Origin of the sequence: Nocardiopsis sp. TSRI0078 (assembly GCF_001905145.1) — a bacterium.
Taxonomy (GTDB): Bacteria; Actinomycetota; Actinomycetes; order Streptosporangiales; family Streptosporangiaceae; genus Nocardiopsis.
Genome location: NZ_LWLB01000003.1, coordinates 84759 through 100703, shown reverse-complemented (window position 1 = coordinate 100703; position 15945 = coordinate 84759). Strand labels below are relative to the sequence as shown.

The 15945-nt window shown below is 73.4% G+C and carries 12 protein-coding genes, 1 tRNA gene and 1 other RNA gene; 5 read left to right on the top strand and 9 right to left on the bottom strand.

The window, feature by feature from the left end:
- Window positions 1–130 precede the first annotated feature (130 nt).
- Window positions 131–991 carry a LacI family DNA-binding transcriptional regulator gene (locus tag A6A08_RS05185; protein ID WP_073701368.1) on the bottom strand — a complete coding sequence of 287 codons (861 nt, stop codon included), beginning with the start codon at window positions 989–991 and terminating at the stop codon, window positions 131–133.
- Window positions 991–3465: a glycoside hydrolase family 2 protein gene (locus A6A08_RS05180; RefSeq protein ID WP_073701367.1), complete on the bottom strand. Its 2475-nt coding sequence runs from the start codon at window positions 3463–3465 to the stop codon at window positions 991–993. The genes A6A08_RS05185 and A6A08_RS05180 overlap by 1 nt, the downstream gene beginning before the upstream one ends.
- Before the next feature lie 378 nt (window positions 3466–3843).
- On the opposite strand from A6A08_RS05180, the gene A6A08_RS05175 reads away from it, so the two are divergent.
- On the top strand, window positions 3844–5094 hold the full coding sequence (locus tag A6A08_RS05175) for an ROK family transcriptional regulator (protein ID WP_073701366.1): 1251 nt from the start codon (window positions 3844–3846) through the stop codon (window positions 5092–5094).
- Between the two features lie 156 nt (window positions 5095–5250).
- Window positions 5251–5631, top strand: coding sequence for a VOC family protein (locus A6A08_RS05170; protein WP_073701365.1), 381 nt, complete (start codon window positions 5251–5253; stop codon window positions 5629–5631).
- 100 nt (window positions 5632–5731) lie between these two features.
- On the opposite strand, the gene A6A08_RS05165 is transcribed toward A6A08_RS05170, so the two are convergent.
- From A6A08_RS05165 to A6A08_RS05145, 5 genes are all read right to left on the bottom strand, one after another.
- Window positions 5732–6268 (bottom strand): PadR family transcriptional regulator, encoded by a 537-nt coding sequence (locus A6A08_RS05165; RefSeq protein ID WP_073701364.1) that lies wholly within the window; start codon window positions 6266–6268, stop codon window positions 5732–5734.
- 25 nt (window positions 6269–6293) lie between these two features.
- A complete protein-coding gene (locus tag A6A08_RS05160) occupies window positions 6294–7148 on the bottom strand; it encodes a Rieske (2Fe-2S) protein (protein WP_073701363.1) in 855 nt (284 codons plus the stop codon).
- Window positions 7149–7458: 310 nt separating this feature from the next.
- On the bottom strand, window positions 7459–9468 hold the full coding sequence (locus A6A08_RS05155) for an FAD-dependent oxidoreductase (protein ID WP_073701362.1): 2010 nt from the start codon (window positions 9466–9468) through the stop codon (window positions 7459–7461).
- Between the two features lie 319 nt (window positions 9469–9787).
- A complete protein-coding gene (locus A6A08_RS05150) occupies window positions 9788–10585 on the bottom strand; it encodes an SGNH/GDSL hydrolase family protein (protein WP_073701361.1) in 798 nt (265 codons plus the stop codon).
- A 128-nt stretch (window positions 10586–10713) separates the two neighbouring features.
- Window positions 10714–11346: a maleylpyruvate isomerase family mycothiol-dependent enzyme gene (locus A6A08_RS05145; RefSeq protein ID WP_073701360.1), complete on the bottom strand. Its 633-nt coding sequence runs from the start codon at window positions 11344–11346 to the stop codon at window positions 10714–10716.
- Window positions 11347–11544: 198 nt separating this feature from the next.
- Between A6A08_RS05145 and A6A08_RS27410 the strand changes: the two genes are divergently transcribed.
- Entirely contained in the window at window positions 11545–11712 is a 168-nt protein-coding gene (locus A6A08_RS27410; protein WP_199866847.1) for a hypothetical protein, read from the top strand.
- Between the two features lie 79 nt (window positions 11713–11791).
- On the opposite strand, the gene A6A08_RS05140 is transcribed toward A6A08_RS27410, so the two are convergent.
- Together A6A08_RS05140 and A6A08_RS05135 are read right to left on the bottom strand one after the other, a co-directional pair.
- Window positions 11792–11876 (bottom strand) — tRNA-Ser (locus tag A6A08_RS05140).
- A 91-nt stretch (window positions 11877–11967) separates the two neighbouring features.
- Complete coding sequence (locus A6A08_RS05135; RefSeq protein ID WP_073701465.1) at window positions 11968–13320, bottom strand: DUF2252 domain-containing protein; 1353 nt, start codon at window positions 13318–13320, stop codon at window positions 11968–11970.
- Window positions 13321–13436: 116 nt separating this feature from the next.
- Here A6A08_RS05135 and ffs point away from each other — a divergent pair.
- An RNA gene (ffs, locus tag A6A08_RS05130) (signal recognition particle sRNA small type) lies at window positions 13437–13532 on the top strand.
- Between the two features lie 108 nt (window positions 13533–13640).
- Window positions 13641–15809, top strand: a complete 2169-nt coding sequence (locus tag A6A08_RS05125) for a DNA polymerase III subunit gamma and tau (RefSeq protein ID WP_073701359.1) — start codon at window positions 13641–13643, stop codon at window positions 15807–15809.
- The last annotated feature ends 136 nt before the right edge of the window (window positions 15810–15945 follow it).

The following is a 15945-nucleotide window of genomic DNA, read 5'->3' as shown; positions in this document are numbered from 1 at the left end:
GGCTCCGCGTCCGTGTGCCTCTCCACCGCCGCCGACCGCCTTCGGGTGCTCCCCGGATGGCCTCCCGTGTGCGCCGACATGTCGGTTCCGCGCCCTGTCGACATACCGACAGGGCGCGGAACCGATACGGCTACCTTCCGACGGACGCCGGGCCCGTGCTGCCTCGCTGCACCAGGTGCGCCGTGGGCGCCCACCGCTCCGCCACGGGCATGCCCGCGACGCACTCCAGCACCGACTCGGCCACCGAGACCCCGTACTGGTACACGTCCACGCTCATGGTGGTCAGCGCCGGCGTGGCCAGGCGGCACAGGGTCGAGTCGTCCCAGGCCACCATGCTCAGCCGGTCCGGCACCGGGACGCCGAGGGCGCGGGCGGCCTCCAGCCCGGCCACCGCCATCACGTCGTTGTCGTACAGGATCGCCGTCGGCGGATCCACCCGCCCGAGCAGCTCACCGGTGAGCCGGGAGCCCGCCTCGGAGGAGTAGTCGCCCTCGACGAGCACCGGGTCGGCCAGCCCGGCCGCCCGGCACCCGTCGAGGAGGGCCCGCGTGCGTGCACGGGTGTGCACCAGCTCCTCCGGCCCCGTCACCCTGGCGATGTCCCGGTGTCCCAGGTCCAGCAGGCGGGCCAGCGCCTCCCGGACCGGGGACGCCTGGTCGGCGCGCACGGTGGGCGCGCCGGGATCCGGATCGGGGGTCCCCGCGACCACGGCGGGCAGGCCGAGCCCGCGCAGCGCCGCGGGACGCTCGTCGTCCGCGGCCGGGTTGACGACCACGACCGCGTCCACCAGGCGCCGCTCCGCCCACCTGCGGTAGGCGGCCAGTTCGGCCTCCCGTCCGGTCACCAGGTGCAGCAGGACCGACATGTCGTCCTCGGCCAGGCGCTCCTCGATCCCGGCGATGAACTCCATGAAGAAGGGCTCGGCGCCCAGCAGGCGGCGCTGCCTGGCCAGGACCAGCCCGACCGCGCCCGCGGCCCCGCGTCCTTCCATCACGCCCGCCGCGCGTGCAGTGAGTTGGCCGAGCGCAGGACGGGCGCCTCCGTCAGCGCGGCCGGGTCCACCTCCGCCTTGGTCCGCACCGTGAAGCTGTGCGACTCCCCGGCCAGCAGGTCCACGAGCATGTCGTCCACCTCGGCGTCGGGGGCCAGGCGGTCGGCCAGCAGGGAGACGTCCCTGGCGAAGGAGGTGGCGCGCACCTCCACCCGGTAGCCGCCCTCCACGGGCTCGGCGACGGCGGTCAGGGCGGCCGGGTCGTAGGACAGGCGGACGTCCTCGCGGAAGGGCCGCACGGCGCGGACGTCCCCGGCCGTGGCCACGAGCACCTCCTCCTTCGCGTTCCGGGCCGCGAACAGCTCCCGTGCCAGGTCGAGCTCCGCGGTGGACCGGGGCGGCACGTCCAGCCCGAACTCCTCTGTGTGGAGCACCTCGCCCCCGAAGGTCTGCCGCTCGGCCCTCACCGGAGCGGACCAGGCCTCGTCGGTGTCGTTGACGGCGACCAGGACCAGGCGGCCGTCCCTGGGCTGGACGGTCAGCAGGCGCGGCGCGTAGGCGCGGCGGATCCCGTACCAGAGCGGCTTGGGCCGCTCGTCGCCGTCCACGGCCGCCCAGGAGGTGACCGGCCAGCAGTCGTTGATCTGCCAGACCAGGGATCCGGCGGTACGCGGCCACCAGGACCGGAAGTGCTCGACCCCGAAGGCGATCGCGCGGGCCTGGTTGAGCTGGGTGGCCCAGTGCCAGTCCTCGAAGGTCCGGGGTGTGGGCAGGTGGGCGGACAGGCCCCGGTCGAGCTTGCCGTTGCCGTCCTCGGCCTTCTGGTGCAGCAGGAACGCCTCGCCGGTGGGGGTGAGCGGCTCGTCGTGCACCCAGTCGGTGAGCGTGGCCCACGTCGGCGGGCCCTGGAAGCCGAACTCGGAGCAGAACCGGGGCACCTGGTCCTGGTAGGCCCTGTAGTCGGTCTGGTTCCACACGGTCCACTCGTGGCGGGTGCCGTGGCTCTCGTCGTTGGGGTGGACCTCGTCCAGGGCGAACCGCGGGGTGTAGGGGCTCCCGTCGGCGTAGAACCGGGTGGGGTCGAGTTCGGCGACGATCCGGGGGAAGAGGTCGGTGTAGTAGCCGTGGCCCCACGTGCGGCCCCTCAGCTCCTCCTGCCACCCCCAGTCCATGAAGCCCCAGAGGTTCTCGTTGCCGCCGTTCCACAGGGCGAGGGAGGCGTGCGAGGTGAGGCGGGCGACGTTCTCCCTGGCCTCGGCCTCGAACTCGCTCCACAGCGGCTCCTCCTCCGGGTAGGAGGCGCAGGCCAGGAGGAAGTCCTGCCACACGAGGACGCCGCGCTCGTCGCAGACGTCGTAGAAGTCCTCGCTCTCGTAGATGCCGCCGCCCCACACGCGGAGCATGTTCATGTGCGCGCCGACGGCCTGGTCCACGCGCCTGGCCAGGCGCTCGCGCGTGATCCGGGTGAGGAAGTGGTCGTCGGGGATCCAGTTGGCGCCCTTGACGAAGATCGGCTTGCCGTTGACCACGACGGTGAAGGGGGTGCCGTGCTCGTCGGGCTCGGTGTCCACGGTGATGGTCCGGAAGCCGACGCGGCGGGCCGCGGAGTCCAGCGGCCCGGAGCCCCCGTCCGCGGTCAGGGTGAGCTCCAGGTCGTAGAGGGGCTGGTCGCCGTGGCCGACCGGCCACCACAGGCGGGCGTCGGGCACCTCGACGACGACCACGCCGCTTCCGGAGCCGGGCGCCACGGTCGCGGTGGCACGCCGCCCGGCGACCTCGGCGGCCAGGACGAGGCCGGTGTCCTCCCCGGTCCCGGCCCACTCGACGTCGGCGTGTACCTCGACCCGGCCGGTGCCCCCCTCGTCGACGGTGACCAGCGGGCGCACCCGCGCCAGGCGCGCGCTCTTCCACCGCTCCAGGCGCACGGGCTTCCAGATCCCGGCGGTCTGCAGGTCCGGCCCCCAGTCCCAGCCGAAGGAGCAGGCCATCTTGCGGACCATGTTGAACGGGTGGGCGTTGACGTGCGGGCGCGCGCCGAGCTCCTCGCGGACCTCCTCGGCGTACTCCAGGGCGGACCGGAAGGAGACCGAGAGCTCGTTGGATCCGGCGCGCAGCACCTCGCGCACGTCGAAGCGGTGGCCCCGGTGCATGTTGGCGGTGGTGCCGAGCACGACGCCGTTGAGCTCCACGGTCGCCACGGTGTCCAGGCCGTCGAAGGCCAGGTCGACGCGCTCGCCGGGCCCGGGGGCCTCGGCCTCGAACGTGAGTGAGTACCGCCAGCCGACACGGTGCATCCAGGCCAGCTCGGTCTCGTTGGTGTCCAGGTAGGGCTCGGGGATCAGCCCGGCGGCCAGCAGGTCGAGGTGGGTGCTTCCCGGGACCTGGGCGGGCACGGAGCGGTCCGCGAGCTCCTCCGGGACGGGCCCGGTGGTCGCGGACAGCTGCCAGCCGTCGTGAAGGGTGTGACGGATCATCTGTGCTTCTCCGGCTCTGGGGGTCGGGGAACCGCTCGGGGGTCGGGGCGGTCCTTCGTCGGGCGCCGATCCCCTCCTGCGCGAACCGGCCACCTTGAGGATTCTTACTTTGATGAACAAAGTAAGTCAACAGTACGGGGATCCCGGTTGTGGAGGGGCGACCACGGGAGCGCGTGCCACGTCGAAGGGGAGCGTGCGCCCCCCGAACACGCCGACGGCCGCGGAGGGAAGCCGGTCCCCGATGAGGCGGGAGCGGTTTTCCGATCCGCCGCGAGCCGCGAGTACGCTGATACGCGCCTTCCGGGGGCACTGTGGCGCGGCGCCCGGCGTGCACCGCGAGGCTTCCCCGCGCCACGCCACGGAAGCGGTGGAGGTTGCATGGGCGGGCCAGCACGGGCCATTCCGCACACGACGAGCAGGGCGGCGGTCCTCGACGTCATCCGGGCGGCGGGCACGATCAGCCGTGTCGGTCTGGTCGAGGCCACCGGGTTCACCGGGGGCACGATCTCCACCATCGTCCGCGGGCTCATCGACGACGGCCTGGTCCTGGAGACCGGGCGCGCCGAGTCCACCGGCGGCAAGCCCCGCGTGCTGCTCCGGCTCAACCAGGAGTCCCGCTACGCCGTGGGCGTGCACATCGATCCCATCGGCATCACCTACGCCCTCACCGACCTCACCGGCGCCGTCGTGTCCCGGATGACCCGCGCCGGTGTGCGCGACGAGGCTCCCGCCGAGATCACCGCCCGCATGTCCCGGCAGGTGGACGCGCTCGTTGAGGGCGCCGGCGTGGAACGCGGCCGGGTGCTCGGCGTGGGCCTGGTGACCCCGACCGGAGGGCTCCACCAGCAGCCGTCGCTGCGCCACTGGGCCGAGTACTCCGTGGCCGAGGAGCTGGAGGAGGCGATCGGCCTGCCGGTGGTCCCGGGCAACGACGCGACCGCCGCCGCCCTCGGCGAGTACTGGTCCGGCGGGGTCGGCGGGTCGTCGATCTTCGCGGCCGTGTACATGGGCACCGGAGTCGGCGCCGGGGTGCTGGTCAACGGCATCCCCTACCAGGGGGCCAGCGGGAACGCCGGGGAGATCGGGCACGTGTGCCTGGACGTGGACGGACCGCCGTGCTGGTGCGGCGGGAGGGGGTGTGCCGAGGCGATCGCCGGGCCCGCCGCCGTCGTGGCGGCCGCCCGTGCCGACGAGGCGCTGGCCCGCGGCGCCGACCTGACCCGCGAGGGCGGACGGACCTGGCCGTCGGTGGCGGCGGAGTTCACCGCCGTGGTCCGGGCCGCGCGCAGGGGAGAGCCCACCGCGCGAGCCCTGCTGGACCGCTCCGCGCGCCACCTGGCCGTGGCGGTCCGCGGCCTGGCCAACCTGATGGACCTGGACCTGCTGGTGCTGACCGGCGCGAGCCTGGCCGTGGCGGGGTCGGTCTACCTGCCCGTCATCCAGGAGGAGCTGGACCGGGCGTTCTTCGCCCGCGCGGTGCACCCGGTCGAGGTGCGCCTGTCCACCTCGGCGGCGACCGCTCCGGCGATCGGCGCGGCCACCATGGTGCTCCAGTCCCAGCTGGTGCCGCTGCGCCCCGGGATGCGACTGCCGGAGAACCTGTCGGAGTCCGGGGCCGCCCAGGACTGAGGAGCGCGGCCGGAGCCCCGTCCCCGCCCGGCCCCGAAATCATTTCACCCGTGCCCGCCCCGTCCGGTACGGTCGCGGGGTTGTCTCCCCGCCGGGAGCCCACGGGGCCGCGTGTGTTCTCCCCGGCGGTTCCCAGACTGAGAGTAGGTTGCGTTCATGGCATGTCGTATCAGTGAGCTCGTGCTCGGTTGCCGCGACCCTGAGGTGCTGGCACGGTTCTGGTGCGAGGTCCTGGACTTCGTCGTGCTCGATCGCGAGGGCAACGACATGGTGGAGATCGGGCCGCGCGAGGGGTTCGGCGGTCCGCAGCCGACGATCATCCTCAGCCGCAGGGACGAGCCGGAGAAGGGGAAGTCCCGGCTGCACATCGACGTCAACGCCACCGACCGCGACCAGGACGCCGAGCTCGAACGCCTTCTCGGGCTCGGTGCGCGCCCGGCCGACATCGGTCAGACGGGGCAGGAGCAGTGGCATGTCCTGGCCGACCCCGAAGGCAACGAGTTCTGCCTGCTCAAGGCCCGCCTCAACCCGCTCTGACACCTCATCGGTCGCGCCTCGGCGCCAGGTCCGGGGCCTGGCGCGAAGTCCGGCCCGGGGCCGGACCGGACGGCCACCGAGCCCGGCGCGCGGGGACCGGTCACCCCGCGCCCTCAAGCTCCTCGATGGCGCGGGTCAGCCACGACACCCACCCGGCCTCCACGTCGATGCCGCCGAGCAGCACCAGACGCTGGACGCGCTCCTGCTCGTCGGCGGGCCCGTCCGGGTAGTCGCGCCGCTCGAAGGCGCGGTACTCCTCCAGCCGGAGCAGGTGCAGGTCGCGGTGGCGGCGCAGCTCCGGCACCAGGCCGCGCACACCCACCACCCCGGCGGCGCGCAGCCGCACGGGCAGCGGGTCCCGGCCGACCCTGGGGTCCTCGCGCACGTCCACCCAGCGTTCGAGCTCCTCCCGGCCCGCGGGCAGCACCTCGTACTCCTTCTTCCGGCCGCGGGCCGGAGCCTTCGCCGGCAGCGCCCGGATCAGCCCCTCCCGCTCCAGCTTCCCCAGCTCCCGGTAGATCTGCTGGTGGGTGGCCGACCAGAAGTACCCGATCGAGCGGTCGAAGCGCCGGGCCAGCTCCAGGCCGGAGGACGGCTTCTCCATCAGGGCGGTCAGGATGGCGTGGGGCAGGGACATGAGCGCATTCTAGGAACCCGGGCCACTACTCGGGATCGCGCAGGCGGACCATCACCCGGCCCTCCACGACCGACGCGTCCATGGTCTCCACCGCGGCGGTCGCGGGCCCGCGCGCGACGGTTCCGTCGTCCAGCCGGAACTCGCTGCCGTGCCAGGGGCAGCGCAGGCACCCGTCCACCCGCTCGCCCTCCGCCAGGGGAGCGCCCATGTGGGGGCACGTTCCCAGCACCGCGGACACGGAGTTCCCCGTGCGCGCCACCGCGACCGGGACGCCGTCCACGTCGCCCCCGCCGATCCCGCCGTCGGGGAAGCCGTCCAGCGGACCCAGGTCGTGCCATCCCTCGGGGACCAGGTCGATCAGGTAGTCCGCGCTGTTGACGCCCGCCGCGCGGTAGTAGGCGATGTGTCCGCCCAGGGATCCGCTGAACCCGACGACGCCCATACCGGCCAGGGCCAGGAACCTCCCCCAGCCACCGCGGCCGCGCGCACGGGCCAGGGAGGAGGCGCCGAACAGCAGGGTGCCCACGCCGTTGGCCGCCGCGTGCACCACACCCACGCGCTGCTGGCGCTCGTGCTGCTGCGACCAGTCCGCCAGGCCGCTCACCACCGCGGGCAGGGTGGTGAGCAGGCCGGCGTTGACCAGCGCGTGCGCGCTGCGCCGATGGTCTCCGGGCAGCATGTCCAGCAGGACCGCCGCCGTCCACGTGCCGATGGGCAGCTGCACCAGGATGGGATGGGCGGCGTGGCCGAGCTGCACGCCGTGCAGTACGTCGCGGACCCTGCCTGCCGGGATGCGCCCGGCCAGGCGCTTCAGGCGGGAGACCGCCGGGTCGAGGCGCTCGTCCCGTTCGATCGCGCGGATGTCTTCACCGAGTCTCATGCTGGGGCGGCTACCCCGTGCAGCCGGATATCACTCATGTGTCACCTGGCCGTGCGCAACCTTGAACAGGCCTTTCCCGGACCTTCCCGAAGGGGAGGCGCCGGCCGGGGGGCGGCCTCGGGCGGGAAGGGCGGTCGGTCCCATGGTCCCCCTCCTGCGGCGGTCCGGGCCGGTGCCGGGGAGCTGGTCGGGGAGAGGCCGGGAGAGGGGGAGCCGACGTTCCCGACCCTGGAGCCCGGGCCGACCGGCGAAGGCCTTCCGGTGCGGCCGGAGCGCGAGGCCCCCGCGGTCGCGGCCGCACCGGAGGGGGTCACAGGGCAGCGGCCAGACGGGTGCCCTGGTCGATCGCCCTCTTGGCGTCCAGCTCGGCGGCCTCGTCGGCACCGCCGATGAGGTGGGCGCCGCGACCCGCGGCGGACAGTTCGTCGGCCAGGTCGCGGCGCGGGTCCTGCCCGGTGCACAGCACGACCGTGTCCACGTCGAGCACGCGCTTCTCCCCGTCGACGGTCAGGTGCAGGCCCTCGTCGTCGATCCGGTCGTAGTCGGCCCCCGCGACCATCTCCACGCCGCGGTGGCGCAGTTCCAGCCGGTGGATCCACCCGGTGGTCTTGCCCAGCCCCGCGCCGACCTTGGTGCTCTTGCGCTGGAGCAGGTGCACGGTGCGCGGCACGGCCGGGCGCTCGGGCTCGCGGAGTCCTCCCGGCGAGTCGGGGCCGGTGTCCACACCCCACCTGCGGAGGAACTCCTCGGTGCCCTCCGCGCCACCGCCGTCGGTGAGGTACACGGCGACGTCGAAGCCGATGCCTCCCGCGCCGACGACGGCCACCCGCTCGCCGACCTCCGCCCTTCCGCTCAGGACGTCGACGTAGCCGACCACCTTGGGGTGGTCCACGCCCGTGATGGCGGGCACGCGCGGGGTCACGCCCGTGGCGAGGACGACCTCGTCATAGCCCTCCAGGTCGGCGGCGCCCACCCGGGTCCCCAGGCGCACGTCCACGCCGTGCTTGTCGAGCTGGACCCGGTAGTAGCGCAGGGTCTCGTCGAACTCCTGCTTGCCCGGAACGCGGCGGGCCAGGTTCAGCTGTCCGCCGATCTCTCCGGCGGCGTCGAACAGGGTGACGGCGTGCCCGCGTTCGGCGGCGGACACGGAGAAAGCGAGTCCGGCGGGTCCGGCGCCGACGACGGCCACGCTCTTGCGGACGCGGGTGGGGGAGAGCACGAGTTCGGTCTCGTGGCAGGCGCGCGGGTTCACCAGGCAGGAGGTGACCTTGAGGCTGAACGTGTGGTCCAGGCAGGCCTGGTTGCAGCCGATGCAGGTGTTGATCTCCTCGGGGGTCCCCGCGGCGGCCTTGGCGACGAAGTCCGGGTCGGCCAGGAAGGGGCGGGCCATGGAGACCATGTCCGCGTCGCCCCCGGCCAGGACCGCCTCGGCGACCTCGGGGGTGTTGATGCGGTTGACCGCCACGAGCGGAACGGACACCCTGCCCCTGAGCCTGCGGGTCACCCAGCTGTAGGCGCCGCGCGGCACGGACGTGGCGATGGTGGGGACGCGCGCCTCGTGCCAGCCGATACCGGTGTTGATGATGGTCGCCCCGGCCTCCTCGACGGCCTCGGCCAGCCGGACCACCTCGTCGAACGTGGAGCCGCCGGGCACCAGGTCGAGCATGGACAGGCGGTAGATCAGGACGAAGTCGTCGCCGACGCGCTCGCGCACGCGGCGCACGATCTCCACGGGGAAGCGCATGCGGTTCTCGAAGGAGCCGCCCCAGCGGTCCTCGCGCTTGTTGGTGGCCGAGGCGATGAACTGGTTGATCAGGTAGCCCTCGGAGCCCATGACCTCCACACCGTCGTATCCGGCGTGCCTGGCCAGTTCGGCGGCACGGGCGAAGTCCCCGATGGTCTGCTCGACCTCGTCGTCGGTGAGCGCGCGGGGGGTGAAGGCGCTGATGGGGGCCCGGACGGCGCTGGGCGCGACCGCGTTCTCGTTGAAGGCGTACCGGCCGGTGTGCAGGATCTGCATGGCGATGCGGCCGCCTTCGCGGTGCACGGCGTCGGTGACCACGCGGTGCTCCTCGGCCTCGGCCTCGGTGGTCATCTTCGCCGCGCCCTCGTACGTGGCGCCCTCGGGGCTGGGGGCGATGCCGCCGGTGACGATGAGGCCGACGCCGCCCCTGGCGCGCTCGGCGTAGAAGGCGGCCATCCGCTCGAAGCCGCCGGGCACCTCCTCCAGGCCGACGTGCATGGAGCCCATGAGCACGCGGTTGGGAAGGGTGGTGAAGCCCAGGTCCAGCGGTTCCAGCAGGTGGGGGTACTCGCCCATGTCGTCTCCTCGCGCGGTGCCTCGGGCCGGTGTCCGGCCGACCCGAGATCCATTATGCAACAAGTTGCAAAACGCCGAGGGTGGCGACGGTCACACCCGCGCGCGGGTCCGGGCGCGGACATGGAGGCGCCCTTCACCGGCCGCACCCGCGCGGGCGGGGTGCGGGGAGGCGAAAGGGCGCGGAGCGCGAGGAGGCGCGGGGGCGGGGTGCGGGGAGGCGAAAGGGCGCGGAGCGCGAGGAGGCGCGGGGGCGGGGTCCGGGGACACGAAGCGGCGGGCCGGGGTGGCGGGCCGGGGCGGTCCCCGGCGGCCGTCCTCCTCAGGCGTCGCTGGGACTCTCCTTCGCCTCCACCGGCAGGAGTGCGGGGCGCTTGGCCACGCGGCCGTCCCCCGAGGACCGCCCGCGCAGGCGCCGCAGCATCCACGGGCCGAGGAAGGCCCCCAGCCAGCGGATCTCGTCCACCACCGTGCGCAGGGCGCCGGGCCGGGGCAGCCGGGGCAGGGGGTGGCTCCACGAGTCGTCGGCGCCGGGCAGGGTGAGCGCCGACGCCAGCGCGCCCGCGATCCTCTCGTGTCCCAGCGGGGTGCAGTGCAGCCGGTCCTGCGCCCACAGGCGCCGGTCGGTGGAGATCTCGTGCGCGGCGACGTCGGCCACCACCACGCCGTGCCGGGCGGCCGCCGCGCGCACGCGCTCGTTGAAGTCCAGCACCCGCGGCAGCAGAGGCTTGGTCAGCGGCGCGACCTTCGCGATGTCGGGGAAGGTCAGGGTCGCCACGCGGGCGCCGGAGGCGGTCAGCTCGGCGAACATCGCCTCCAGGTGGCCGATCACCTCGTCGGCGTCGTACCCGGAGCGGATGACGTCGTTGACCCCGGCGAACACGGTGGCCACGTCGGGGCGCATCTCCAGAGCGGGAGCCAGTTGCTCCTCGCGTACCTGCCGGGCGAGCCGGCCCCGGACGGCGAGGTTGGCGTACTCCACCCGCGCACCCGTGGCGGCGAGGTGGACGGCCAGGCGGTCGGCCCAGCCCCGGACCCCGGTGCTGTCGTCACCGTCTCCGACACCCTCGGTGTGGCTGTCGCCCAGAGCCACGTAACGCAGGTCCCCGTCGAACCGCATGCCCTCTCCTCACCCTCGCGAACACCCGAATGGTACTCGGCGAAGTGACTATTCAACTTGGGGAGTAGGGAGGCCGAGGGCTCCGGCCGTCACCGGCGCCCGGGCCCGGACGTCGCGCCGCTCGTGGGTCAGATCCTGGCCCGGAGCGTCTCCGCCCCCGGCCCGGACAGGGAGTCCAGCGCCGCCGTGCGGCCGGTGAGGAACAGCAGCAGGTCCTGGATCGGGCCGCGTATCTCCGTGCCCTCTCCCACCTGCCAGTCGGTGTCGGTGGCCGTCAACCGGAAACCGTCCAGCCGCCGCCGTGCGTGGAAGGGAAAACCGATCGTCCAGACCTGCGTCGCGCCCGCGCGCGCGGCCTCGACGGGCATCACGCGTGGGATGCCCAGGGGGACGGCGATGTCCTGGCCGTGGACGAGGACGTCGAAGAGGGTGTTGCGGTAGTTGGTGACCGCGGGCAGCCGGCGCGAGGCCGCCAGCGCCCGCAACTCGTCCGCCAGGCGGGGGCCCAGCCGGTCGGCGTTGCGTACCGCCGAGTCCCGGTTCATCCGGTGGAAGCCGCCCCCGGCGCGTACGGCGTCCAGGAGCATCCGGCCGGGGGAGGGCGGATCGGCCACGCCGGCCAGGTGCCCGGCCACGTCGCGGACCCGCCAGCCCTCGCACAGCGAGGGGGTGTCCAACCGGGCCTCGTCCAGTTCGCCGAGGAGGTCGGCCAGTTCGAGCCGCTCCTTCTCGATAACACGCCAGCACTCCTCGGGACCCACCAGGGACCTCCTCGTAAGGCTTCGGTTTTCTTACAAAAGACCAGAGGGCCCACCCAGCGTCAAGGGAGTCGCCATGATTGAGCATGATCGCGACAGCGGCGTCCCTCCGGGGAGCGGGGGGTTGGGGGACACGGGTTCGGCCGACCGCTCGGCCCGAACACCGAGACCACCACGCGTGGAAGGCCCTTCGTCCTGGGAGTGCCGGAGCGGGCCGTCACGCGGGTCATGGGGTGGTCCTCCTCCGCGATGGCGGGGCGCTACCAGCACGTGGTGGACGAGGTCCGCACCGACGTGGCCGACCGGGTCGGCGGGCTGGTCTGGGAGGCTCCCCAGTCGGAGGAGGGCGGCCCGGAAACGGCCGACTGAGACTGAAACCGAGACCGGAGACGACGAAGGCCCCGACCGGTGTCCGGTCGGGGCCTTTCGTTTCGGCTGCTAGCCGCCGCGGAGGATAGGGGATTCGAACCCCTGAGGCGTTGCCACCAACACGCTTTCCAAGCGTGCGCCCTAGGCCACTAGGCGAATCCTCCGCGCACAACTCTACATGCCGTCACGGGGTGCTTCGAACGGTTTCCCCCGACCCGGCGATCCGCCGGGTCGGGGGCCGCTCCAGGGGCCGGATCAGGAGAGGCGGCTGGACCTCACGCCGCGGATGGCGTTGTTGCGGAAGGCGTCCACGAACAGCGAGTGGTCGACCCTCGCCTGGGCCGCGTACCGGTGTGCGAAGTCCACACACCAGCGGGTGAACTCCTCCTCACGGCCGTCGAGCACCCCGATGATCGCGTCCTCGGTCTGGCCGCTCACCACGGTGGCGTCCGCGTGCGAGTCGGAGACGCAGTGCGCCTTGGCGGTGGCGCGGCCCAGGTAGTCCAGTACGGGGGCGATCTCCGCGGGCTCGGTGAGGTCGTCCCAGTCCAGGTCGTTGGTGTAGGGGGAGACCTCGCTCACCACGAAGCCCACGCCGCCGATCTCGGTGTGGCCGAGCAGCGGGTCGGTGTGCGCCTGCAGCGCGCGCTGGGACACGGCGGTGCGGTGCCCGTGGTGCTTGAACGACTCCATGATGCCCTGGTCGGTCACCACCCGCGAGGGCGCCGCCACGTTGCCCTGCTTCACGGACAGCACGACGTCGTTGTCCCACGCCTCGGACTGGCCCTCGATGAGCAGGGTGTAGGCGGGCAGCCCGGCCGAGCCGATCCCGAAGCCGCCGCTGCCCACCACGTCCTTGACCCCGTAGCTCATCGACGCGAACCGCTGGTCCTCGGGGATGGTCTCCAGGTAGGCGTCGTAGGCGGCCAGGACGGTCTCCCGCTCCTCGTCCCCCAGGCGGCGCGCCCTGGGGCCCTCGCGGAACCGCCGGGTGTACCCGTCGCGGGCGGTCATGGACGTCAGCATCTCGGCGCGGCTGTTGAGCCGGGCCTGCTGGAGCACGTCGTGCACCGTGCCGTCGGTGTTGTCCAGCTTGAGGGAGAACTCCGAGTCGCCGCCCCTCGTCGCGAAGTCGCGCACCTGGGAGACGTAGGCGTCGACGTAGTGCGGCACGAGCATGCCGATGTCGTCGTCGGACAGGGCCTTCTGCCACCCCATGAGGGCGATGCTGGCCACGAACCTGAGGACGTCCCAGGTGAAGTGGCCGAGATAGGCCTCGTCGAAGTCGTTGACGTCGAACACCAGGCGCCCGGTGGAGTCCATGTAGGTGCCGAAGTTCTCCGCGTGCAGGTCGCCCTGGATCCACACCCGGGAGGTGCGGTCATCGGCCCAGGGGTCGTCCATGGTCGAGACGTCGGTGTAGAAGAGCGCGGCGCTGCCCCGGTAGAAGGCGAACGGGTTGGCCGCCATCTTGCGGAACTTGACGCGGAAGGCGGGCGGGTCGGCGGCCATCAGGTCGGAGAAGGCGTTCTCCAGGGTGTCCACGATGAGGTCGCGGCGGGCGGGGGAGCTGTCGGTGTGATGCAGGGGGTTGGGCATGGCTCTCATGATGTCCGCGGACGCGCCGCTCATCCAAACAGGGGCGTGTGGTCCTGGACCGGAGGGATCACGCACAGGGGCGCGGACAGGTTGCCAGAGCAGTCCGGGTGTCGGATAGACTCGGGGCAGACCCCTCGTGCGGCGTCATCCTATGAACCTCCCCAGGGCCGGAAGGCAGCAAGGATAAGTAGGCTCTGGCGGGTGCGCGGGGGGTCCTTTCTCTTTCTCCGGCCCGGTCGAACCCCTCCCGGTCTGCGCCAACCGGCGCGAGTTGTCACTGCTCGCGGGTTGAATGGACACGTGGCAGGGACCAGGGGAGTGATCACACCGTGAGCATCGCGCTGTACCGCAAGTACCGGCCCGCGACGTTCGGCGAGGTCCGCGGACAGGAACACGTGACGGACCCGCTGCGCCAGGCACTGCGCAGCGGACGGATCAACCACGCCTACCTGTTCAGCGGCCCGCGCGGCTGTGGCAAGACCACCAGCGCCCGCATCCTGGCCCGCTCCCTCAACTGCGCCGACGGTCCCACCCCGGACCCGTGCGGCACCTGCGACTCCTGCGTGGCGCTGGCCCCCGACGGCGGCGGCAGCATCGACGTCATCGAGATCGACGCCGCCTCCCACGGCGGTGTGGACGACGCCCGCGACCTGCGCGAGCGCGCCTTCTTCTCCCCGGTCAACTCGCGCTACAAGATCTACATCATCGACGAGGCGCACATGGTGACCCGGGAGGGTTTCAACGCCCTCCTCAAGCTGGTGGAGGAGCCCCCGCCGCACCTGAAGTTCGTGTTCGCGACCACCGAGCCCGAGAAGGTCATCGGCACGATCCGCTCGCGGACCCACCACTACCCCTTCCGCCTCATCCCGCCGAGCACCCTCAAGGAGCTCATGGAGGACCTGCTCAAGCAGGAGGACATCTCCTACGACCCGGCCGTGCTGCCGCTGGTCGTGCGTGCGGGCGCGGGCTCGGCGCGTGACACGCTCTCGGTGCTGGACCAGCTCATCGCCGGTTCGGACGAGGGCGGCATCACCCGCGAGGGCGCCGTCTCCCTGCTGGGCTACACCGACTCCAGCCTGCTCGGCGAGATGGTCGACGCCCTCGGCGCCCGCGACGGCGCGGCCGTGTTCGGCCTGATCGACCGCGTGGTGGAGGGCGGCCACGACCCGCGCCGCTTCACCACGGACCTGCTGGAGCGCTTCCGCGACCTGGTCGTGCTGGCCGCCGTACCCGACGCCCTGGACAAGGGCCTGATCAACGTCGCCCCGGAGGCGGTCGAGCAGATGAAGGACCAGGCCTCGCGCCTGGGCCCGGCCGAGCTCACCCGCGCCGCCGACATCCTCAACCAGGGGCTGACCGAGATGCGCGGGGCCACCGCGCCCCGGCTGCTGCTGGAACTCATGTGCTCGCGGGTGCTGCTGCCGGGCACCGACGGCGACCAGGGCGTGGCCCTGCTGGCCCGCCTGGAGCAGATGGAGCGCCGGATCGCCTCCGGTGCCGTCGCTCCCGCCGCTCCCGCGGCCCAGGTCCAGCCCGCGCCGGCGCCGACCACTCCGGCTCCGCAGCCCTCCCAGCCCTCTCCGCCCTCCCCGGCGGCCGCGCCCGAGCCCGCGCGGGCCGCCGGGACACCGGCTCCCGCGGCCCGGCCGGACCCCGCCCCGGCCCCGGCTCCCGCGGAACGGCGCTCCGAGCCCGCGGGCTGGGACGCCCCGGTCCGGCAGAGCACGCCCGGCCAGGGGCAGGCGCCCGCGCCGTCCGGCGGCCCACTGGACCTGGGACGGTTGCAGGGCGCCTGGAACCAGGTCCTGGAGGCGGTCAAGGGCCGCCGCCGGTTCACCTGGATGGTGCTGAGCGGAAGCGACGTCCGCCCGGTCGGGGTGGAGGGCGGCACCGTCCTGCTCGGCTTCTCCCGGCCCAACGAGGCCAAGGGCTTCAGCAACAGCGGCAGCGACCAGGTGGTCGCCGCCGCGATCCAGCAGGTCCTCGGAGCGGAGGTGCGCGTGGCCGCCGCGGGCAGTGCCGCGGCTCCCCCCGCCCCCGCGCGCAGGGCCGAGCCCGCACGTCCGGCCGAGCCCGCACGTCCGGCCGAGCCCGCGGGATGGGACGCGCCCGCTCCCGAACCCGCGCGCCCCGCCGCACCCTCCGCAGAACCCGCCCCCGAGCCCGCGTCCGCTCCCAGGGCCGCGTCCGGGCCCGCCGGACCGCCGCCGGACCGGATCGTCACCGGGCTCCAGGAGCCGCCGCCCGACCCCTATGAGGACGCGGCCGCGGCGCCTCCGCCGGAGTACGCCGACCCGGCGCCCTCCTCACCGGAGCCCTCGTCGGCGCCCGCGCCGAAGCAGCCCGAACCCCGGGCCCAGGACCAGGCCCCCTCCGGGGGGAAGGCCTCCCCGAGCGCTCCGATGCCCCCGGGCGCCGGAACCTCGCTCATCGAGTCCGAGCTCGGCGGCCGGGTCATCGAGGAGATCGAGCACGAGGCCCCGGACGCGTCCTTCTAGGGCGCCGGTCCGGGGCGACGGCCGGGGGAGCCCGCCGGAGCGGGCCCGCCCGCGGCGCCGTACCGACCGAGAAGGTCCGCCGGGCCGACCCTGACCGGCGACCGGCATGGAACCGCTCGCCCCACACCTGCGACAT